Source organism: Mesorhizobium sp. M1066, assembly GCF_040318635.1.
GTDB lineage: Bacteria > Pseudomonadota > Alphaproteobacteria > Rhizobiales > Rhizobiaceae > Mesorhizobium.
The window spans coordinates 219,399-240,712 of record NZ_JAMYMR010000001.1; the positions used below are offsets into that span (position 1 = coordinate 219,399).

The 21,314-nt window shown below is 63.9% G+C and carries 15 protein-coding genes; 7 read left to right on the forward strand and 8 right to left on the reverse strand.

Features of this window, described 5'->3' with window-relative positions; all coding sequences use genetic code 11:
* The first annotated feature begins 474 nt into the window (after positions 1-474).
* Positions 475-672 (forward strand): hypothetical protein, encoded by a 198-nt coding sequence (locus tag NKH52_RS00985; RefSeq protein ID WP_352729176.1) that lies wholly within the window; start codon positions 475-477, stop codon positions 670-672.
* A 60-nt stretch (positions 673-732) separates the two neighbouring features.
* On the opposite strand, the gene murJ is transcribed toward NKH52_RS00985, so the two are convergent.
* The 3 genes from murJ to NKH52_RS01000 form a co-directional block, all read right to left on the reverse strand.
* On the reverse strand, positions 733-2,331 hold the full coding sequence (murJ, locus tag NKH52_RS00990) for a murein biosynthesis integral membrane protein MurJ (protein ID WP_352729174.1): 1,599 nt from the start codon (positions 2,329-2,331) through the stop codon (positions 733-735).
* 46 nt (positions 2,332-2,377) lie between these two features.
* Entirely contained in the window at positions 2,378-5,179 is a 2,802-nt protein-coding gene (locus tag NKH52_RS00995) for a [protein-PII] uridylyltransferase (protein WP_352729172.1), read from the reverse strand.
* Between the two features lie 79 nt (positions 5,180-5,258).
* Complete coding sequence (locus NKH52_RS01000; RefSeq protein ID WP_352729294.1) at positions 5,259-6,077, reverse strand: glycosyltransferase family 25 protein; 819 nt, start codon at positions 6,075-6,077, stop codon at positions 5,259-5,261.
* 186 nt (positions 6,078-6,263) lie between these two features.
* Between NKH52_RS01000 and NKH52_RS01005 the strand changes: the two genes are divergently transcribed.
* From NKH52_RS01005 to NKH52_RS01015, 3 genes are all read left to right on the forward strand, one after another.
* Positions 6,264-8,768 carry a heavy metal translocating P-type ATPase gene (locus NKH52_RS01005; RefSeq protein ID WP_352729170.1) on the forward strand — a complete coding sequence of 835 codons (2,505 nt, stop codon included), beginning with the start codon at positions 6,264-6,266 and terminating at the stop codon, positions 8,766-8,768.
* A gap of 43 nt (positions 8,769-8,811) precedes the next feature.
* Positions 8,812-9,204, forward strand: coding sequence for a CopM family metallochaperone (gene copM, locus NKH52_RS01010; protein ID WP_023811639.1), 393 nt, complete (start codon positions 8,812-8,814; stop codon positions 9,202-9,204).
* 84 nt (positions 9,205-9,288) lie between these two features.
* On the forward strand, positions 9,289-10,134 hold the full coding sequence (locus NKH52_RS01015; RefSeq protein ID WP_352729168.1) for an aldo/keto reductase: 846 nt from the start codon (positions 9,289-9,291) through the stop codon (positions 10,132-10,134).
* Here NKH52_RS01015 and mutS read toward each other — a convergent pair whose 3' ends face one another.
* Complete coding sequence (mutS, locus tag NKH52_RS01020; protein WP_352729166.1) at positions 10,135-12,858, reverse strand: DNA mismatch repair protein MutS; 2,724 nt, start codon at positions 12,856-12,858, stop codon at positions 10,135-10,137. It abuts the gene before it with no gap.
* A 215-nt stretch (positions 12,859-13,073) separates the two neighbouring features.
* Here mutS and NKH52_RS01025 point away from each other — a divergent pair, with 215 nt between their 5' ends.
* Positions 13,074-15,353, forward strand: coding sequence for an NADP-dependent malic enzyme (locus tag NKH52_RS01025; protein WP_023811643.1), 2,280 nt, complete (start codon positions 13,074-13,076; stop codon positions 15,351-15,353).
* A 23-nt stretch (positions 15,354-15,376) separates the two neighbouring features.
* Here the strand turns inward: NKH52_RS01025 and NKH52_RS01030 are convergent, their stop codons facing one another.
* Positions 15,377-16,078, reverse strand: coding sequence for an antitoxin Xre/MbcA/ParS-like domain-containing protein (locus NKH52_RS01030; RefSeq protein ID WP_352729164.1), 702 nt, complete (start codon positions 16,076-16,078; stop codon positions 15,377-15,379).
* Between the two features lie 338 nt (positions 16,079-16,416).
* A complete protein-coding gene (locus tag NKH52_RS01035; protein ID WP_027039710.1) occupies positions 16,417-17,409 on the reverse strand; it encodes an adenosine kinase in 993 nt (330 codons plus the stop codon).
* A 229-nt stretch (positions 17,410-17,638) separates the two neighbouring features.
* Between NKH52_RS01035 and NKH52_RS01040 the strand changes: the two genes are divergently transcribed.
* The gene (locus NKH52_RS01040) at positions 17,639-18,571 is read left to right on the forward strand and encodes a DMT family transporter (RefSeq protein WP_352729162.1); all 933 of its coding nucleotides are present in this window, start codon (positions 17,639-17,641) and stop codon (positions 18,569-18,571) included.
* A gap of 171 nt (positions 18,572-18,742) precedes the next feature.
* Entirely contained in the window at positions 18,743-19,453 is a 711-nt protein-coding gene (locus NKH52_RS01045) for a sulfate transporter family protein (protein ID WP_352729160.1), read from the forward strand.
* A 9-nt stretch (positions 19,454-19,462) separates the two neighbouring features.
* Here NKH52_RS01045 and NKH52_RS01050 read toward each other — a convergent pair whose 3' ends face one another.
* The gene (locus NKH52_RS01050; protein WP_352729158.1) at positions 19,463-20,461 is read right to left on the reverse strand and encodes a proline racemase family protein; all 999 of its coding nucleotides are present in this window, start codon (positions 20,459-20,461) and stop codon (positions 19,463-19,465) included.
* A gap of 14 nt (positions 20,462-20,475) precedes the next feature.
* Positions 20,476-21,279 (reverse strand): isocitrate lyase/PEP mutase family protein, encoded by an 804-nt coding sequence (locus tag NKH52_RS01055; protein WP_352729156.1) that lies wholly within the window; start codon positions 21,277-21,279, stop codon positions 20,476-20,478.
* Positions 21,280-21,314 lie beyond the last annotated feature (35 nt).

The following is a 21,314-nucleotide window of genomic DNA, read 5'->3' on the forward strand; positions in this document are numbered from 1 at the left end:
ACGCGGCTGGAAACCGCGCGCGGCGAAAGTCTTGCGACGGCGCGCTTATGGACGAGAGCGGTGAGAGGATCAAGAGGCCATTGGGCCTTGGAGCAGACTATAAGGAACAGGGACAAGAAACCGGGAGTGTCTCGGTTTGAAATTTGAAATATGCGAAAGCACCTATATGCTTCGCGGAAAGCAGGGGCCGGATACTTGGCGCGAGTTTGGAAGATTGTACGCCACGGGGCGCCCGATCAATGGGAGGATTCCATCCCAGAGAAGTCGCTGGCCGAAGGGCAATTAGTCGTGCTTCTATCGCGGCTAGCCGCGAGCCATCTGCCACTCGTCGCCACGACCCCATTGCCACGAAACGCTCCGCGGTTCACTACGTCGCTCACTGTCAAAAACGACCGCTTTGGCAACAAGCACTTCATCATGTACGCGAGCGGCAGCCGGGTGCATTACATAGCGACCTTGGAGGAGACGCCTTGAATGCCCACCGGATCTGAAGGTCAGAAGCGCCCCGCCAGCGTGGTCGGTATGCAAGAGGCACTGCACCGCAGGCGCAGCCGCGAGACGCCGCTGGAGACCGCGGCACGGCTTCGGGCCGAACTCGGAATTGAACTGAGGGGGCAGGCGCGCAACACCTTGCCACCCTCCGTCTACGACGAATTGTCTGGAGAAGACTAATGTTTGTCGAAGCAGCCGCTATCGTCGCAATGAGGGGTGGGACATTGCAATAATTCCGGCTCACGGATCTGGAGACTGTTCCTTGACAGGCGGCGATCCCTTCCGTCCGACATTGCGCCGGATCATGCCGAAATCGGCGCCGCCGGTCGCAAACGCGGTGATGAAATAAAGCAGCGCCCCACCGGCAACCAGCGACAGCAGGGTCACCGCCTTGACCACCAGCGGCGAGCCCGGCCCAAGCCTGATGGCGAACCAGTGTTCGGCAAAATAGAGCGCAGCGCCCATCACCACGGCAGACAGCACCAGACGTGGAATGCGCTTCATCAGCGGTACGTCGCGGCCCCAATGGCCGCGCCGGATCAAGACGCCGAGCAGCATCACCGCGTTGACCCAGCCGGCGACGGCCGAGGCCACCGCAATGCCGGGCGCCCCCATCCGTGGAAACAGCGTCAGCGCCGTGGTGACGTTCACCGCCACCGAGATGGCGGCAAAGATCATCGGCGTGCGCGTGTCCTCGCGGGCGAAATAGCCTGGGGTGAACGCCTTGATCAGCACGAAGGCCGGCAGGCCGAGGCCGAAGATCGCCAGGATCGCCGCCACCGTCGGCGTCGAGCCGTTGGCGGCGAACGCGCCGCGCTCATAGACCAGCCGCACGATCGGCTCAGACATCACCCAGAGTGCCGCGGCTGCCGGCAGCGTCAGGAACAACGTGAACTCGACCGAGCGGTTCTGCAGATTGGCCGCCTCGATCAGATTGCCCGACTTCAGCGCCCGCGACAGTTCGGGCAACAGCACGATCGCCACCGCAACACCGACCACGCCGAGCGGCAACTGGTAGATGCGGTCGGCATAGGCGAGCGAGGACACCGCGCTGTTCTGCGCCGAGGCGATCGCCGTACCGATCAGCTGGTTGATCTGGGTGATGCCGCCGGTGATGGCCGCCGGCAGCGCCAGGATCAGCAGCCGCTTGACCGCGGGCGTCATTTTGGGACGGCGAAAGCCGATCGAGATGCCGGCATGGCGCACCGCCACCCAGACGATCGCCAGTTGCACCAGTCCGGCGGCAAGCACGCCCCAGGACAGCCCGTAGCCGACTGTGAGGGCATCCGAGCCCTTGTACCAGGCATAGGCGAGTACGCCGATCAGGATGATGTTGAGGAACACCGGTGCCACTGCGGCGGCGAAATAGCGGCGCAGCGAATTCAGCATGCCCGCCATCATCGCGCCCAGCGACATGCAGATCAGATAGGGAAACATGATCGTCGCCAGCGTCACCGTGGTGTCGAACTTCCCCGGCGTGCCGGCAAAACCCGGCGCCACCAGATAGCGCACGATCAACGGCATCGACAGTTCCATGATGATCGTCAGCGCCAGCAGCGCCGTGAACAGCACGCCGAATACTTCCTCGGAAAAGCGCTTGGCGCCTTCGGTACCGTGGGTCTCGATCTCCTTGGCGAACAGCGGCACGAAGGCGGCGTTGAAGGCCCCCTCGGCAAACAGCCGGCGAAAGGTGTTGGGAAACTGGAAAGCGGCGTTGAAGGCATCGGCGACCGGTCCGGTACCGAGTGCAGCAGCCATCAGCATCTCGCGGCCGAAACCGAGCGCGCGGCTCATCAGCGTGCCGGAAGCGACCGTTGCGAATTTCTTGACGAGGCTCATGCTTTTGGGAACTGCCTGCGCAATTGGGACAAAGTGATGGTCGTTGTCACTCGGCCGCCGCCCTGGGTTTGCCGCCGCGTTCGGGCACGATGCCTTCGAGCGTTGCCATCAGCCGATTGCGGATGGTGGCGATGCGGGCCGGGCTATCTATCTTCTGGCCAGTGAGATCGGTGACATAGAAAGTGTCGATGACCTTTTCGCCGAAGGTGGTGATGTGGGCCGATGCGATGTCGAGCGACAGGTCGGAAAGCGTTCCGGTGATCTCCGACAGCAGTCCCGGCCGGTCGAGGCCCTCGACCTCGATGACCGAAAAACGGTTCGACAGCGTGTTGCGGATTTCGGCACGCGGTGGGATCTTGAACACCTTGGAGCCGCGCCGCGGCTTGGTGCGCTTCTCGATCATTTCCGGCAGCCAGCTCTTGCCCGACAGCACGTCCTCGATCAGCCGGCCGACACGCTCGGCACGCCGGCGCTCGTCCTCGTCGCGATCGAATTCTCTGCTGATCAGGATCGTGTCGAGCGCGCGGCCATCCGACGTCGTGAAGATCTGCGCGTCGACAATGTTGCCGCCGGCTCCGGCGCAAGCCCCGGCGATGACCGAGAGCAGGCGGGGGTGGTCCTGCGCCAGCACGGTGATTTCGGTCACCGCCTCGAACTGGTGGGTCTTGACCATGGTGGCAAGCTTGTTGCCTGACACGTCGGCTTCGCGGATGAATTCGGCATGGCGCAACTGGTCTGCGAGATCGACGGTCAAAAGGTAATTCTCGTAGTGTTGGCCGACATAGCGCTTGCGGGCCTTGTCCGGCCAGTCGGCAAGCGCCTCGGCCAGACGCTCGCGCGCCGCTGCGGTGCGCTGGGCGCGCGACACTTCCGAAAACCCGCCCGTCAACAGCAATTCGGTCTCGTAATAAAGCGTGCGCAGCAACTGGCCCTTCCAGCCGTTCCAGACACCGGGTCCAACGCCCCTGATGTCGCAGACGGTGAGGATCAAAAGCAGCTTCAGCCGCTCGACCGACTGCACGATCGCGGCAAAATCCTCGATGGTCTTGCGGTCGTTGAGGTCGCGGGTCTGTGCCGTCATCGACATCACCAGGTGGTTCTCGACCAGCCAGGCAACGGTTTCGGTATCGGCCGCCGACAACCCCATATGCGGGCAGATGCGACGGGCGATCCTGGCGCCCGCTTCCGAATGGTCTTCGGGTCTGCCCTTGGCGATGTCGTGCAGAAGCACGGCGACATAGAGCGCCTCGCGGCTCTTCTTCAGCCCCGGCATCAGCGTGTGCGAGAGGGGATGGACCTTTTCGCCGTCGCCGCGCTCGATCTCGGCCAGCACGCCGATGCAGCGGATCAGGTGCTCGTCCACCGTGTAGTGGTGGTACATCGAGAACTGCATCATGGCGACGATCTTGCCGAAATCCGGGATCAGTCTGCCAAGCAGCCCGGCCTCGTTCATGCGCCGCAGATTGAGTTCGGCATTGCGATCCGAGGTCAATATGTCGAGGAACAGCCGGTTGGCCTCCTCGTCGCGCCGCAGCGACTTGTTGACCAGGCCGAGCGAACGGGTCAGCAGCTTGAGCGCGTCAGGGTGGAATTCCAGACCGTGCTTGTCGGCGAACCAGAACAGCCTGAGCAGATTGACCGGATCGCGCTCGAACACCTGGTCGTCGGCGATGTTGATGCGGTGGTTGTCGACGATGAAATCGGAGGTGCCGGCCAGCTTGCGTTTGCGCCTGGAGAAAGTCAGGAAGATGCGGTTGAAGCCAGGAACGTGCTTGGCCTGCTCCTCCTCGAGCGCCGCGCAGAAGATGCGGGTCAGGTCGCCGACGTCCTTGGCAACGAGGAAGTAGTGCTTCATGAAGCGCTCGACCGCCGACAGGCCGGGGTGTGTGGTGTAGCCGAGACGTTCGGCGATCTCGCGCTGGATGTCGAAATGCAACCGCTCTTCGGCCTTGCCGGTGAGGAAATGCATGTGGCAGCGTACCGCCCACAGGAAATCCTCCGCCTTCTGGAACTCGCGGTATTCGCCCTCGGTGAAGACGCCCTTGTCGACCAGTTCCTCGCCGGTGCGCACCCGATAGAAATATTTGCCGATCCAGAACAGCGTCTGCAGGTCGCGCAGGCCGCCCTTGCCGTCCTTGACGTTGGGCTCGACCAGATAGCGGCTTTCGCCGGCCTTGGCATGGCGGTCATCGCGTTCGGCAAGCTTGGCCTGGACATATTCGGGGCCGGTCGTGCGCACCACCTCATGATCGAACCGCAGCATCAGTTCATCATAGAGCTTTTCCTCGCCCCACAGGAAACGTGCTTCGAGGATCGAGGTGCGAATGGTGACATCGGTGCGCGACAGGCGCAGGCATTCGTCGATGTTACGGGTGGCGTGGCCGACCTTCAGCCCCAGGTCCCACAGCATGTAGAGCATGTATTCGACTGTCTGTTCGCCCCACGGCGTCTGCTTGTAGGGCAGCAGGAACAGAAGGTCGATGTCGGATCCGGGCGCCAGCGTTCCACGGCCGTAGCCGCCGACAGCGACGACGGCCATGCGCTCCGCCGAGGACGGGTTCTTGACCCGGTAGACATGGGTGACGGCGAAATCGTAAAGCGCCCGGATGATCTCGTCCATGAGATGCGACAGCCGCGCCGCGCAGGCGCTGCCGCCGCCATCGTCCATCAGCATTCGTTCGGCAATGGCGCGCCCTTCCGCCAGTCGTCCCTTGAGCAGTTGGAGCACGCCATTGCGCGCGGCCTGCCCTGAGCCATCGTCCGCCGTGGCCGCGGTCAGCGCGGTCATCTCGCGGCGCAAGGCTTCGCCGTCGATCAATTCGTCGAGCTTCAGGGAGATTCTTGCCATATATCCAGTCGGCCTTGCCGTTTCGGCGGCGTCTATAGCGCGTTTTCGTGGCGCTGGGTATGGGGCGTTGAAAGCCGGTTCAAGACCCGGCTGAGCTTTGGCTCGGATAAGTAAATGGAATAACCATTCTCCGCTTCAGTCGACAGAAATCGACAATGCGCTTGCCTATCCGGCGAGCCTCGGCTTTGACCTTCGCTATGGCTGTCTTTCTGCGTTTCCCGGTCCCGGCGGCGCACTGGATATCCCGCTTTTCCCTGAGCAGGCTTGGCAATTGGAGCGCCCTGTCGCCAAGGAACTGATCTTGCGCGCAGAGCGCAGGAACAAGCTGATAGATTGTCTCGCCTCGCAAAACCGAAAACTCGGGGTTGAAAACAATGTCGTCGACAGCGATGCCGATCTCCTCGGTGGCCTTGATCAGGTCGAGCGCGGTTTGCCTGGAGATGATGTAGCCGGCGGTTCCTATATGTCCGGCGTCGAGTTTGGATGTGGAAAAGCCGTGACCGATGTCAATGCGCTTGCGTCGGATCACGGTCTTGCAAAAATAGCTTTCGAGCTTGACGACTTCGGCATCGGCTGGAATCCAGTCGCTGTCGCGAAGCAATGCGCCGGCTTTCGCGGCAAAGACGATGTCGTCCTCGAAGATTGCCCCGTAGCGAGCGTCGCCTTGCGCGATGGCGGCCCAGCAGGCCCGGTGACTGAGCAGGCAGGCGATCTCGCCGTCAGTCAATGGCAGCCTGTTCCGATATCCGACATTTTGCGGCAGCTGGTCCAGGTCCGGCCGATCCCGTGCGTCGATGGCCTGAACGCGTTCGAATGGGACGCCGATGCGGGCAAACTCCGCCGTCACACGGGCAAGGCGATCGGGAGACCGATCGAGATTGATGACCAGACGCTTCATTGCCAAAGAAAATCTCACCCCCGGGACGCTCGCTCTCTAGCAGGCGTGGTGTTGCCGCGTGAGACTTTTTCTGGGGAGGATGGACGCGCTGTGGACCGGAGAAGAAAAGTCGAAACAGCCCTTGACCTTCCAGTTACTGGAAACCCTACCTCCACGTCACACACCGATCCATCGAGGCATTTTCGAATGACGCATTCCGATCACGATCATCACGCGCATGGTAGCTGCTGTTCGACAAAAGGCGCCGTGCCCACCACGAAGAGCGTCGTCCGCGACCCGGTCTGCGGCATGACTGTCGATCCGGTCGCCGGCAAGCCGACGACCGAGCATGATGGCCATCCCTATCATTTCTGCAGCCAGGGCTGCCGCACGAAATTCGTCGCCGAGCCGGAAAAATTCCTGACGGCCACCGATCCGGTCTGCGGTATGAGCGTCGACCGCGCGACAGCCAGGCACTTTGCCCGCCACGAAGGCCAGGGCTTTTACTTCTGCTCGGCCGCCTGCCAGGCGAAATTCGAGGCGGAGCCGCTAAAATATCTCGGCGACAGGCCGGCACCGCAGCCGATGCCCAAAGGCACGCAATACACCTGCCCGATGCATCCCGAAATCATCCGCGACAAGCCAGGATCCTGCCCGATCTGTGGCATGGCGCTGGAGCCGATGGGCGTGCCGACGGGCGATGAAGGGCCAAATCCCGAGCTGGTCGATTTCACCAGGCGGTTTTGGGTGAGCGCTGTCCTTTCGGTCCCCCTTCTGATCATCGCCATGGCGCCCATGATCGGCTTGATGTTTGAAGGCCTGGTCGAGGACCGGACAAAGGTCTGGATCGAACTGGTCCTGGCAAGTCCGGTGGTGCTTTGGGCCGCCTTTCCCTTCTTCCACCGCGGCTGGGACTCGCTGGTCAACCGCAGCCCCAACATGTGGACGCTGATCTCGCTCGGCGTTGGTGCTGCCTATCTCTACAGCGTCGTCGCCACACTGTTTCCGGATATCTTTCCGCATCAGTTCCGCGGCCATGGCGGTGCGGTGCCGGTCTATTTCGAGGCTGCTGCCGTCATCGTTGCGCTGGTCTTCCTTGGCCAGGTGCTGGAGCTGCGCGCCCGTGAAAAGACCGGCTCGGCAATCCGCGCCTTGCTCGATCTGGCGCCGAAGACAGCGCGGCTGATCGCCGCCGATGGTTCCGAAAACGACGTGCCCCTCGACGCCGTCAAGGCCGGCGATCGCCTGCGCATACGCCCCGGTGACGCCGTGCCGGTCGATGGCACGGTGCTGGAAGGGCGGTCCTCGATCGACGAATCGATGATCACGGGCGAGCCGTTGCCGGTCGAGAAGGTCGAGGGCGATGCGCTGACCGGCGGCACGCTCAACAAGAACGGTTCGCTGATCATGCGCGCTGAAAAGGTTGGCGCCGAGACGACACTGGCGCGTATCGTCGAGCTCGTCGCCAAGGCGCAGCGCTCGCGCGCCCCGATTCAAGGTCTGGCCGATCGCGTTTCTTTCTACTTTGTCCCGGCTGTCGTCCTCATCGCGATCGCCGCTTTCATCGCCTGGGCCGTGTTTGGACCCGAGCCCAGCCTGATCTTTGCCATCGTCTCGGCAGTGTCGGTGCTGATTATCGCTTGCCCCTGTGCGCTCGGCCTCGCCACTCCGATGTCGATCATGACCGCCACCGGGCGCGGAGCGCACGCCGGTGTGCTGATCAAGGAGGCCGCAGCACTCGAACGCTTCGCTTCCGTCGACACGCTGATCGTCGACAAGACGGGGACGCTGACCGAAGGCCGGCCGAAGCTGACCGATGTCGTTGCGGCAAACGGTTTTTCCGAGGAGGAATTGCTGGCGCTTGCCGCCGGTCTGGAGAAGGGATCGGAGCATCCGCTGGCTGAAGCCATCGTCGACGGCGCCGCTACGCGCGGCGTGACAGTTGCCGAGGCCAGCGCCTTCGAGGCGGTCACCGGCAAGGGCGTGTCCGGTTCGGTCTCGGGAAAGACGGTCGCGCTCGGCAATGCCGCGATGATGGCCGACCTTGGCGTCGACATCGCATCCATCTCGGCCAAGGCCGAGGCGTTGCAACTCGAAGGCAAGACGGCGATGTTCGTCGCTGTCGACAAAAAACTGGCCGGCATCATCGCCGTCGCCGACCCTATCAAGGCAACGACGGCCGAGGCGATCAAGGCGCTGCATGAAAGCGGCTTGCGGATCATCATGGCAACCGGCGACAATGAACGCACGGCCAACGCGATCGCCAGAAGCCTCGGCATCGACGAGGTCCGCGCCGGCCTGCTGCCGGAACAGAAGGCGGCCCTTGTCGAGGAACTGCGCGCAAAAGGCGCCGGCGTTGCCATGGCCGGCGACGGCGTCAACGACGCACCGGCCCTTGCCGCCGCCGATGTCGGCATCGCCATGGGCACCGGCGCCGATGTCGCCGTCGAAAGCGCCGGTATCACTCTGGTCAAGGGCGACCTCAACGGTATCGTGCGCGCCCGCACGCTGGCGCAGGCGACGATCCGCAACATCCGTCAGAATCTGTTCTTTGCCTTCCTCTACAATGTGCTGGGCGTGCCGGTCGCCGCCGGCGTGCTCTATCCGCTTACCGGCACGCTTCTGTCGCCGATGCTGGCGGCGGCGGCGATGAGCCTGTCTTCGGTGTCGGTGATCGCAAACGCATTGCGGCTGAGAACATTGAAACTCTGACCAAAGCCCCCAAATACGAAACCCACTCAACAGGAGACCATGAATGACCTTGGCCAAAAAACTCGTGCTGCTGCTGATGGCGGCCGGAATGCTGGTTGCCGTCTTCCTCGAAAGTGTTCCGGCGCAAAGTGAGGAGATGAAACACGACATGGGCGCCATGGCGACGGACGCGACCAGCCCCTCGACCGAGGGCTACAAGGCAGCGATGGACAAGATGCATGCCGACATGATGGCATCTGAATATACCGGCAATGCCGATGTCGATTTCGTCAAGGGCATGATCCCGCACCATCAGGGTGCCATCGACATGGCCAAGGTCGAGCTTGCCAACGGCAAGGATCCGGAAATCCGCAAGCTGGCCGAAGGCGTCATCGCCGCGCAGGAAGCCGAGATCAAGCAGATGCAGGCCTGGCTCGCCGCCCATCCGGTGAAGTAAGTCTTCAGCCATCGCCAGCGCGGCGAGAACGCCTCTGGATTTCTCGTCCAGCCTGTGATGCGATCGGCCCAAATGGAGCCCGCCATGCCGCCGACCATCAGAACCACCAAACTGCCCTCAGGCGAAGCCGTTCAGGTGCTTGGCCAGGGCACATGGAAGATGGGCGAGGATATCAGTCGCCGTGCCGATGAGGTGAATGCCCTCAAGCTCGGCCTCGACCTCGGCATCACGCTGATCGACACCGCCGAAATGTATGCCAGCGGTGGCGCCGAGGAGGTGGTGGCCGAGGCTATTGCCGGGCGCCGCGACGAGACCTTCCTGGTTTCGAAAGTTCTGCCATCGAACGCTTCGCGCGCGGGCGTGCAGCGCGCCTGCGAAAACAGCCTGAAACGCCTGCGCACCGACCGCATCGATCTCTATCTCTTGCATTGGCCGGGCAGCGTGCCGCTGGCGGAAACGGTCGCGGCCTTCGAGGCCCTGAAAAAGGCTGGCAAGATCCGCCACTGGGGCGTCAGCAATTTCGACACCGACGAGATGGAAGAGCTGATCGGCCTGCCCGACGGCGGCAATGTCCAGACCAACCAGGTGCTCTACAATCTGGTCCGGCGCGGCCTCGAATTCGACCTGGCGCCGTGGAGCCGGCAGCGCGGCATTCCGCTAATGGCTTATTCGCCGGTCGAGCAGGGCGCGCTGGCGCGCAATGCCAGGCTGGAAGCCATTGCCGCCCGCCACAACGCCACGGCGGCACAGATCGCCCTGGCCTGGGTGATGCACCAGGAGGGCGTCATCGCCATCCCGAAGGCAAGCAGCCAGGAGCACGTCCGCCAGAATGTCGCCGCGCTCGACATCAAGCTTACCGGCGAGGATCTCGCCGATCTCGACCGCGCCTTCCCGCCGCCAGCGCGCAAGCGCGGGTTGGAGATGATCTGACTACGTCCCCGCCAACCCTTTTAGCCGGTAGAGCGCTTCCAGCGCCTCGCGCGGCGTCATCTCGTCGGGATTGATCGCGCCGAGCGCGTCGCCGAGCGCATCGTTTTTCGCCGGCTTTGGCGCTTCGCGCTTCACCGCCACCGAAAACAGCGGCAGGTCATCCACCAGCCGGTTGGTCTTGCCGGAGACTTCGCCTTCTTCGAGCTGATGCAGCACTTCCTTAGCCCGGTCGACCACCGCCTCCGGCAGGCCGGCCAGCCGCGCCACCTGCACGCCGTAAGAGCGGTCGGCGGCACCCTTGCCGACCTCGTGCAGGAAGACGACGTCGTTTTCCCATTCCTTGACCCGCATGGTGACGTTGGAGAGCCGCGCCAGCTTGCCGGCCAGCGAGGTCATTTCATGGAAATGGGTGGCGAAGATCGCCCGGCAGCGGTTCTTCTCGTGCAGATACTCGACCGCCGCCCAGGCGATCGACAGGCCGTCGAAAGTGGCGGTGCCGCGGCCGATCTCGTCGAGGATCACCAGCGCGCGTTCGCCGGCCTGGTTGAGGATCGCCGCCGTCTCGACCATCTCGACCATGAAAGTCGAGCGGCCGCGCGCCAGATCGTCCGAAGCGCCGACACGCGAGAACAGCCGGTCGACGACGCCGATATGGGCCGATGTCGCCGGCACAAACGAGCCGGTCTGGGCCAGGATGGCGATCAGTGCGTTTTGCCGCAGGAACGTCGACTTACCGCCCATATTGGGGCCGGTCAAAAGCCAGATCGCACCATTCTTGGCGCTGCCCTCCGGTGACAAATCGCAATCATTGGCGACGAACGGGCCTTCGCCCGAACGGCGCAGCGCCTGCTCGACCACCGGATGCCGGCCGCCCGCAATCTCGAAGGCAAGGCTGGAATCCACCACCGGCCGGCACCAGGCCTCGCTTTCGGACAAAAGCGCGAGTGCCGCCGAGACGTCGAGCACGGCCAGCGCATCCGCACCGGCGCGGATCTTTTCGGCTTCGCCAACCGCTTCCGCCGTCAGCGCCTCGAAGGCCGACAGTTCGATGCTGAGCGCCCGGTCGGCGGCGTTGGCGATCTTGGTCTCGAGTTCGGCAAGCTCGGTCGTGGTGAAACGCATGGCATTGGCCATGGTCTGGCGGTGGATGAAGCGCGCCTTGGCGCCGTCGCTGCCGGTCATCACCGCATGATGGTTGGCGGTCACCTCGATGTAGTAGCCGAGCACATTGTTGTGCCGGATTTTCAGCGAGCGGATGCCGGTCTCATCGATTAGCGAGCGTTCCAGCCCGGCGATCACCTTTCGCGATTCGTCGCGCAGCGCCCGCATCTCGTCGAGATCGGCATGGTAGCCGCCGCGCACGAAGCCGCCGTCACGCTTGAGCAGCGGCAGCTCGTCGCCAAGCGCCTGCGTCAGATGCTGCGAAAGCGCTTGGGGCAGTGCATGGATGGCGGCGAGTGCGGCCGTCAATTCCTGCGGCAGGGCGGTCGCGGCAAAAATCTCGGCGATCGCGCCTGCCGCCTCGAAGCCGGCGCGCAGCGCGCCGAGGTCGCGCGGCCCGCCCCGGTTGAGCGCCAGCCTGGACAGCGCGCGCGGCATGTCGGCGACGCTCTTCAGGCTCGACCGCACCGCCTGGCAGAGCCGGGTCTCGGAACGGAAGAACGACACCGAATCCAGCCTGGCGCCGATCGCCACCGGGTCGGTCAGCGGCGCCATCAGCCGGTCGGCGAGCAGCCTTGCGCCGCCGCCGGTGACCGTGCGGTCGATCGCCTTGAACAGCGAGCCTTCGCGGCTGCCCGACAGCGTGCGTAAGAGTTCGAGATTGCCGCGTGTTGCCGGGTCGATGAACAGGGTCGATCCCTGCTCCTCGCGCTCCGGCCGCGACAGCGGCGGACGCTCGGCTTTCTGCGTCTTCTCGACATAGGCGATGGCGCCCGAGATCGCCGATAGCTCGGCGCGCGAAAAGGCGCCAAAGCTATCCGGTGTCGCCACATCGAAGAAGCGGGCGATGCGTCCCGTGGCCGATGCCGAATCGAACAGCGACGGCGGCTGCGGGCTGGCGACGCGGCCAAGCACGTCGAACACCGGCTTCAGCTCCGGATCATGGAACACCGGCTCGGCGACGATCAGCTCGCGCGGATCGACGCGGAAGATGTCGGCCAGCAGCCGGTCGGCGGTGGTGTCGGTGACGCGAAAGGCGCCGGTCGAGATGTCGATCCAGGCCAGCGCAAAGGAGTGGTCCGCTCCACCCTTCACCCGCCCCAGCGCCATCAGGAAGCTCGATTCCGAGGGGGCCAGCAATTTGTCCTCGGTGATGGTGCCTGGTGTCACCAGCCGCACCACGTCGCGGCGCACCACCGATTTGCCGCCGCGTTTCTTGGCCTCGGCCGGATCCTCGATCTGTTCGCAGACGGCAACGCGGAAACCCTGGCCGATCAGCTTTTGCAGATAATCGTCGGCGGCATGCACCGGCACGCCGCACATCGGAATGTCGAGCCCTTGATACTTGCCGCGTTTGGTCAGCACGATGCCCAACGCCCGGCTCGCCTTCTCGGCATCGTCGAAGAACAGCTCGTAGAAATCGCCCATGCGATAGAACAGCAGCGAATCGGGGTTCGCCGCCTTGATCTCGATGAATTGCTCGATCATCGGCGTGGCGCCGGCGGTCGGCACCGGCGTCATCGCCTCGGGGGCGTCCGGCTCGTTTGGAATGTGCATGTTCATACGCGGCACGCTAGCAGATGTGATGATGCGGTTTAATGCCATAGCTTCGAAAAACAGGGGACGACCGGTGATGGCCGTTTGTCCGCAATTGCCGAGACGGACAGCGATTCCCGAGCACTGGCGGTTTACACGCGGCGGCGCGTGGTCTTAATTCGGTCCGACACAAAGCACCCGCTTCAACGAGGTGCTGCACCGGTGAGGAAATCAAGAACATCATGGCCAGGAAAACCGAGAACAACGGTCCGTCCGTCAGTGCGCAGGAAGCGCTCGAATTCCACGCCATGGGTCGCCCCGGCAAGCTGGAGGTCGTTGCCACCAAGCCGATGGCGACGCAACGCGACCTCAGCCTCGCCTATTCGCCTGGCGTCGCGGTTCCTGTTCTGGCCATCGCCGAAGACCCCTCGCGCGCCTTCGACTACACGACGCGCGGCAATATGGTCGCCGTCATCTCCAACGGCACCGCCATTCTCGGCCTTGGCAATCTCGGCGCGCTGGCCTCCAAGCCGGTGATGGAGGGCAAGGCGGTGCTGTTCAAGCGCTTCGCCGATGTCGATTCCATCGACCTCGAGGTCGATACCGAGGACGCCGACGAGTTCATCAACTGTGTGCGTTTCCTCGGGCCCTCTTTCGGCGGCATCAATCTCGAGGACATCAAGGCGCCGGAATGCTTCATCATCGAGCAGCGCCTGCGTGAATTGATGGACATCCCGGTCTTCCATGACGACCAGCACGGCACCGCCATCATCTCGGCCGCCGGCCTGATCAACGCGCTGGAGATCACCGGCCGCGACATGAAGACCACAAAAATGGTCTGCAACGGCGCTGGCGCCGCCGGCATCGCCTGTATCGAGCTGATGAAGGCGATGGGTTTTGCCCCCGAAAACATCACTTTGTGCGACACCAAGGGCGTGGTGTTCCAGGGCCGCACCGAAGGCATGAACCAGTGGAAGTCGGCGCATGCGGTCAAGACCGAGGCGCGCAGCCTCGCCGAGGCGCTCGACGGCGCCGACGTCTTCCTCGGCCTCTCCGCCAAGGGCGCGCTGACCACCGCCATGGTGCAGTCGATGGCCAAGAACCCGATCATCTTCGCCATGGCCAATCCCGACCCGGAAATCACACCGGAGGAAGTGGCTGAGATCCGCACCGACGCCATCATGGCCACCGGGCGTTCTGATTACCCCAACCAGGTCAACAACGTGCTCGGCTTTCCCTACATCTTCCGCGGCGCGCTGGATGTCAGGGCAACCACCATCAATGACGACATGAAGATCGCCGCCGCGCAGGCGCTGGCGGCATTGGCACGCCAGGATGTGCCCGACGACGTCGCCGCCGCCTATCAGGGCAACCGGCCGAAATTCGGCCCCAACTACATCATCCCGGTGCCGTTCGACCCGCGCCTGATCTCGGCCATCCCGATCGCGGTCGCCAAGGCGGCGATGGACTCAGGCGTCGCCCGCAAGCCGATCCTCGATCTCGACCGCTACGCGCAGGAGCTGTCGGCCCGCCGCGACCCGATCGCATCGACCCTGCAGCGCATCTACGACCGCGTGCGCCGTCAGCCCAAGCGCATCGTCTTCGCCGAGGGCGAGGAGGAGCAGGTCATGCGCGCCGCCGTCTCCTATGTGAACCAGCGGCTCGGCACCGCCATCCTGCTCGGACGCGACGACGTCATCAAGGAAAACGCCAAGCACGCCGGCATCGACCTCAACAAGCAAGGCATCGAGATCATCAACGCCCGCCTGTCGCGCCGCAACGGCATCTACACCGACTATCTCTACGAGCGCATGCAGCGCAAAGGCTTCCTGTTCCGCGACTGCCAGCGGCTGATCAACAACGACCGCAACCATTTTGCCGCCTGCATGGTGGCGCTGGGCGACGCCGACGGCATCGTGACGGGTGTGACCCGCAACTATTCGACAGCACTCGACGACATCCGCCGCGTCATCGACGCCAAGCCCGGCCACCGCGTCATCGGCGTCTCGATCGTGCTCGCGCGGGGCAAGACCGTGCTGGTCGCCGACACCGCCGTGCACGACATGCCGAACGCCGAGCAGATCGCCGACATCGCCGAGGAGGCGGCAGGTTTCGCCCGCCGCATGGGTTATGAGCCGAGGCTCGCCATGCTCGCCTATTCCACCTTCGGCCATCCGCAGGGCGAACGCTCCGAACGCGTCCAGGAAGCCGTGCGTATCCTCGACAAGCGCCGCGTCGATTTCGAATATGACGGCGAAATGGCCGCCGACGTGGCGCTCAATGCGCGGGCCATGGCGCAATATCCGTTCATAAGGCTGACCGGCCCGGCCAATGTGCTGATCATGCCGGCGTTCCACTCGGCCTCGATCTCGACCAAGATGCTGCAGGAACTCGGCGGCTCCACGGTCATCGGTCCTCTGCTGGTCGGCCTGAACAAGCCGGTTCAGATCGTGTCGCTCAACGCCAAGGACAGCGATATCGTCAACATGGCGGCGATCGCGGCGTATACGGCGGGGACTTGAGGCACGAGCCTTAGCGGAGGCGTTCAGCCCGGCGCAAACACGCTCGCGGCTTCGATCACCTCGTCGACCTGATCCTGCCGCAGCAAGTCGATTGGGACGCGACCGTCGAGCTGCGCCGAGGGGCGCGTCAGCCACAGCCACGCCAGTCTGGGATTGCTGATCAGCGACAGCACGTCGCGAATGCCTGCAACCGGCCGCCCGTCGACGAACTGCGCCAGCGGGAAGACATGTTTGCGGCCGCCCTTGCGCAAGGCGATGACCTCGCCCCGCCGCTGCCAGCGGTGCAGGGTCGAGCGGGCGATGCGCAAATGCTCCTCCAGATAGGTCGAGCCGGCGACGCGGCCCGCCCAGTCCTCGATCAGCATCGATTCAAGATCGTCCGACTTTGGCAGCGTAGGAGGCTCGACGTCGGCCAACGGGGTCGTCGGCGGATTTGTCACGCCGGTAATACCGGCTTCGCTGCGGCGCGCGGCTTCAGCCGCCAGTGCGCGCACGAATTTCGATGCCAGGCCGGGAAGGTCGGCGTGAATGGCGTCGATGGCGCGCTGGTGCTTCGGTGACAGCAAGGTGACAGCGGACGCTATGCTGCCGGCGATCTTGCCGACCGAGACCATGGTGGGCTTGTTGATGGCCTCGTCATAGTGCGCAAGCGCGCGCTCGACGTCCTCCGCGACCATCTCCGCGAAGTCGTCCTGTTTGAGGCCCTGGATCTGAAATCTGTTCATGCATCTGTCTTCTGGCCGCGCGCTCCCCTCAGCTGCGGCCGATTGTTGAATTTCTAGTGCGGAAAACGGAAATCGCGGCGGCAACGAATCCGGCCGCTCGACAGCATGCTGTCCAGCATTTCTTGACACCCCAACGGACTGAGGGCGCACCGAAATGTCAGTCGCGGGACGCCCAGATTGCGTGTAGGTGCGATGTATGACAGCCGCGCGACGGTGAGAAGCGGTCCGCGCAGCGGATGAAAAGCCAATTGCTTGGCTTTTCGAGCTTCGAACGCCCTGAGCCTGCGAAGGGCAGCGGCGCGACCGGCCGCCTACGGCACAAGCGCCGGGCTTTAAGGTTACAGCAACCCCGCCTGCTCAGCCTCGCGGCGCAGATTCTGCCGTGGCCTGGGGCCGATCTGCTGGATCACCAATCCGGCCGCCAGTGAGCCAAGGTCGCCGCAGGTCTGCAGGTCGCGGCCTTGCGTGTAGCCATGCAGGAAGCCGGCGGCATAGAGATCGCCGGCGCCCGTCGTGTCGACCAGTTCCTTGATGGCGGTCGCCTTGATGACCACGGTCTCGTCGCCGCGCACGATCACCGAGCCTTTTTCCGAGCGGGTCACGGCGGCGATCCGGCAATCCTTGCGGATCTGCGCCAGCGCCTCGTCGAACGACGACGTCTGGTAGAGCGACTTGATCTCGTGGCTGTTGGCAAAGACGATGTCGACCGTGCCCGAGCGCATCAGGTCGAGGAATTCGTCGCGGTAGCGGTCGACGCAGAACGAATCCGACAGTGTCATGGAGACTTCGCGGCCTGCCGCGTGCGCCAGCTTGGCCGTCTGCCGGATTGCTTCCTTGGCGCGCGGCGGATCCCACAGATAGCCTTCGAAATAGGTGACCTTGGCGCCAGACGCCTTGTCGGCCTCGACATCCTCCGGGCCGAGCTCGACGCAGGCGCCGAGATAGGTGTTCATCGAGCGTTCGCCGTCGGGGGTGACGAAGATCATCGAACGCGCCGTCGGCGGCTCACCCTTGAGCGGCGTGGTGTCGAAGGCGACGCCCTGCGCATGGATGTCGTGCGCGTAGATTTCGCCCAGCGCATCGTTGGAGACCTTGCCGAAGAAGGCGGCGCGGCCGCCAAAGCTGGCGACGCCGGCCGCCGTGTTGCCGGCGCTGCCGCCGGAGGCCTCGATCGCCGGACCCATGCGGCTGTAGAGCAGTTCGGCGCGTTGTGTGTCGATGAGGTTCATCGCGCCCTTGATGATGCCGTTGGTCTCGAGGAATTCCTCGTCGCACTGGGCGATGATGTCGACAATGGCATTGCCGATGCAAAGCACGTCATAATCCGGCATCAAAATCTCCGCCAAAAACCCGAGCCGGCTTCTTGCCACGCCGGCCCGGCGCGGGTCTAGCGATTTGAAACCGGTTTGCCTAGGGCGAGACACGCAACTTTGGCGGAACAGGCAAAAGGCGCCTCAGCCGCGAGGCGCTATGACAATTCGACCGTGGCCGAAGCATTTCGTCGCCGCACCGCCTACAAGCTTGGTTCAGCCGATCCCGTTTCGAAGGCGAGCCAGCCCCATGTCTACAAAGAAGATCTCGACAAAGAACGAGCCTGCAAAGAACGACATGACCACCGACCTTGCGCTGCTCGTCGTGCTGGCGGTGCTCTGGGGCGCCTCCTACACCTTCATCAAGATCGGCGTCGAGACAATCCCGCCGGTCACCTTCATTGCCGCCCGCACCCTGATCGCCGGTGGCATCCTGTTCGCCATCATCCGCTGGCGCGGGCTAGCCATGCCGGGCGACGCGGCAAGCTGGCGCCGCTTCGCCTTCCAGGCCTGTCTCAACAGCGTCATCCCGTTCACCCTGATCGCCGCGGCAGAACGTTCGGTCGATGCCGGCCTCGCTACCATCCTGAACGCGACCTCGCCGATCTTCACCTTCCTCTTGACAGCGCTCATCACCCGCCACGAGCCGGTCACGGTGCGCAAGCTGATTGGCGTCGGCGCTGGCATTGCCGGCATCTGCCTCATCATCGGCACGCAGGCACTGGGTGGCCTCGGTCACGAGTTGTGGGCGCAGTTGGCCATCGTCGCGGCAACAATCTGCTATGCGGGTGCGGCCATTTTCGGCCGTGGTTTCAAGGGCCTCGACCCAATGCTGCCTGCCGCCGGTTCCATGCTGTGCGGCGCAATCATCCTGGTGCCGCTCAGTCTTGTGTTCGACCAGCCATGGACGCTCGCGCCCTCGACCGCATCGATCCTGGCCCTGCTCGGCCTGTCGGTGTTTTCCACCGCGCTGGCCTTCGTCATCTATTTCCGCCTCATCCACACGCTGGGTTCGGTCGGCACCACCTCGCAGGCCTATCTGCGCGTGCCGATCGGCGTCGGCATCGGCGCTCTCTTCCTCGGCGAAAGCCTGGGCTCGACGGCATGGCTGGGCATGGGTTTTGTCGTGGCCGGAGTCGCCGCCATGACCATCCCGGTTCGCAAGCCGGCGTTTGCACGGTAGAGCAATTCCAGGAAAAGTGTGAAGCGGTTTTCCCGGGAAAAGCGGATAGCGCTTTCCCTTGGGAATTGCGTCAAAGCAAAGAACCAGCCCGCTTGTGCTCGTGGCCTGCGCTGCCTATCTCGGAAGCGTCCGCCTTTTCGGCGGTGTCTGGTGACCTGGGGGTAAAGCACGGTGATTTTCGACGCTGCCCGCACTGCGGCCCTGGAGTTGCTTTCGCCTCCCTTTCGGGCCGTGTTCCTCAAGACATTGGGTCTGACGCTGCTGGCGCTCGTCGCTTTGTGGTTCGGCCTGACCAGCCTCGTCGAGTGGCTCGCCCTGCCGTGGCTGCAGACGCTGTTGCCCGGCATACCGTCCTGGGCCGGCTGGCTGGGTGGCATCATCGCCGCGATAGCGCTAGCCTTCGGCATGGCATTGCTCATCGCGCCGGTGACGGCTGTTGTCGCCGGCCTGTTCCTCGACGATATCGCCGAAGTGGTCGAGCGCACCGACTATCCCGGCGATCCGACCGGCCGCGCCATGCCGGCGCTGCGCTCGCTGGTGCTGTCGGCGCGATTCCTCGGCGTCGTCATTCTCGGCAACATCGTCGCCCTGCTGCTTCTGCTGGTGCCGGGCGTCAACATAGCCGCCTTCTTCATCGTCAATGGCTATCTGCTCGGGCGCGAGTTCTTCGAATTCGCCGCCCTGCGCTTTCGCGGGGAAGACGAAGCCAAGGTCTTGCGCAGGCACTATGCCGGCACGGTGTTTCTCGCTGGGCTGCTCATCGCGGCTTTCCTCGCCGTGCCGTTGCTCAACCTGCTGACGCCGCTGTTCGCCGCCGCCATGATGGTGCATCTGCACAAGGCGATCTCGGTGCGGGAAGTGGCTCGCTCCTCGCGCCACTGAGCATTTTCTTCAGAGCAACAGGAATCCGCGTCCGAGCTCGTCGTCCGCTTCGACGATAAACTCAGTCCTGCCACTATAATAGGCGCGGCCGCCGACGCGGGCGATTATCGCCTCGTGCGGGCCAGCCTTTGCCGTCCGCACCACGACTCCCGAAAAACGCGAGCCGGCAATGCTTTCGAATGTGCGCGTCTGTCCGATCGCGATCTCGCCCTTGGCATGCATGGCCGCCAGCCTTGCGGTGACGCCGGAGCCGGTCGGCGAGCGGTCGACCTCCGCCTCGGCGAAGACGCAGATGTTCTTAGTCACCTCGCTGGAAAACGCGTCGCGGCCATCGGTCAGGATGGTGCCGTAGAGGAAGGCAAGGTCGGCATGGTCGGGATGCGACAGCGGCAATTCGGCCTTGAGCCCGTCCGTCAGCGCGGTTGCCGCATCGACGAAATCGCGCACCCGGCTTCTGCCGAATTCAAGCCCGAATTGGTGACAATCGGCCAGCGCGTAGAAGGCGCCGCCATAGGCGACGTCGAAGCCGATCGTGCCATGACCCGCCAGCTCTATCGTCTGCCCGCCGGCGAACAGGAAGGCCGGCACGCTTTCGAACGACACCGCACCGGCCTTGCCGTCCCTGACCTCGACCGAGGCGACGACCAGCCCGCACGGCGCCTCGATATTGACTGTCGTGATTGGTTCCTGTTTCGCCACCAATCCCTCATCTACGGCGTAGCGGCCGAGCGCGACGATGGCGTGGCCGCACATGGTCGAATAGCCCTCATTGTGCATGAACAGCACGGCGAGATCGGCGCCGGGCAGGTCCGGTTCGACCAGCAAGGCGCCATACATGTCGTAATGGCCGCGCGGCTCGAACATCAGGATTTTCCTGAGATGATCGAGGTGGTCGCGCACATAGGCGCGCTTTTCCAGGATGGTGCCCTTCGGGATGCTGGGATAGCCGCCGGTGACGATCCTGAGCGGCTCGCCGCCCGTATGCATATCGACGACGGTAAGCGTCATGCGATAGGCCCCGTTCAAGCTGAAGACTTGCCGAAGAGGGCCTGCAATCTGGCGAACGGCATGGCGGCGCGGGTGAAGCCGAATGTGCCGTCCTGCTGGATCTCGCGCGCCGCCGTCTCCAGCATGCCATAGGCGAAATTGGTCAGCCACGGGCCGAGCGAGATGCGCTTGACGCCGGCCATGGCGAGGTCGGCGATGGTGAAGCCAGGCTTTGCCATGACATTGACCGGCTTGCTGACCGCCGAGCAGACAGTGCGGATCATCTCGACGTCGCCGATGCCTGGCGCATAGAGCACGTCGGCGCCGGCCTTCTCGAACGCCTGCAGCCGCTTGATGGTGTCGTCGAGGTCGGACTTGCCCCACAGGAAATTCTCAGCCCGTGCCGTGAAGACGAAATCGCGCTTCAGCGCCCGCGCCGCCTCCACCGCCGCCGCAACGCGCTCGACGGCATGCGCGAAATCATAGATCGGCTTGTCGGGGTCGCCAGTGTGGTCCTCGATCGAGCAGCCGGCAAGACCGGCCGCTTCCGCCGCGAAGATGGTTTCGGCGGCCTGCTCGGCGCTGTCGCCCTTGCCTTTCTCGAGATCGGCCGAGACCGGCAGGCTGGTCGCCGCCGTCACCTCGCGGCAATGATGGATCATCTGGTCGAAGGTCACGGCGCCATCCGGCTGCCCGCGCGAAAAGGCAAAGCCGGCGCTGGTCGTCGCCAGCGCCGTGAAGCCGAAAGAAGCCAGCAGCTTCGTCGTGCCGATATCCCAGGGATTGGGCATGACGAAGGTCGAGGCATGCAGGTCGCGAAAGATCTTGCCCTTGTCCATGGTAGTACCCCCATCATGTGCGCTGTGGCTAAGCG

Excerpts from the sequence above, each read along its gene's own strand:
- NKH52_RS01015 (WP_352729168.1), top strand. The coding sequence starts at position 9,289 with ATGCCGCCGACCATCAGAACCACCAAACTGCCCTCAGGCGAAGCCGTT.
- NKH52_RS00995 (WP_352729172.1), bottom strand. The coding sequence starts at position 5,179 with ATGGCAAGAATCTCCCTGAAGCTCGACGAATTGATCGACGGCGAAGCC.
- NKH52_RS01055 (WP_352729156.1), bottom strand. The coding sequence starts at position 21,279 with ATGGACAAGGGCAAGATCTTTCGCGACCTGCATGCCTCGACCTTCGTC.
- NKH52_RS00985 (WP_352729176.1), top strand. The coding sequence starts at position 475 with ATGCCCACCGGATCTGAAGGTCAGAAGCGCCCCGCCAGCGTGGTCGGT.
- NKH52_RS01000 (WP_352729294.1), bottom strand. The coding sequence starts at position 6,077 with ATGAAGCGTCTGGTCATCAATCTCGATCGGTCTCCCGATCGCCTTGCC.
- NKH52_RS01050 (WP_352729158.1), bottom strand. The coding sequence starts at position 20,461 with ATGACGCTTACCGTCGTCGATATGCATACGGGCGGCGAGCCGCTCAGG.
- mutS (WP_352729166.1), bottom strand. The coding sequence starts at position 12,858 with ATGAACATGCACATTCCAAACGAGCCGGACGCCCCCGAGGCGATGACG.
- NKH52_RS01030 (WP_352729164.1), bottom strand. The coding sequence starts at position 16,078 with ATGAACAGATTTCAGATCCAGGGCCTCAAACAGGACGACTTCGCGGAG.
- murJ (WP_352729174.1), bottom strand. The coding sequence starts at position 2,331 with ATGAGCCTCGTCAAGAAATTCGCAACGGTCGCTTCCGGCACGCTGATG.
- NKH52_RS01040 (WP_352729162.1), top strand. The coding sequence starts at position 17,639 with ATGTCTACAAAGAAGATCTCGACAAAGAACGAGCCTGCAAAGAACGAC.
- NKH52_RS01035 (WP_027039710.1), bottom strand. The coding sequence starts at position 17,409 with ATGCCGGATTATGACGTGCTTTGCATCGGCAATGCCATTGTCGACATC.
- NKH52_RS01005 (WP_352729170.1), top strand. The coding sequence starts at position 6,264 with ATGACGCATTCCGATCACGATCATCACGCGCATGGTAGCTGCTGTTCG.
- copM (WP_023811639.1), top strand. The coding sequence starts at position 8,812 with ATGACCTTGGCCAAAAAACTCGTGCTGCTGCTGATGGCGGCCGGAATG.
- NKH52_RS01025 (WP_023811643.1), top strand. The coding sequence starts at position 13,074 with ATGGCCAGGAAAACCGAGAACAACGGTCCGTCCGTCAGTGCGCAGGAA.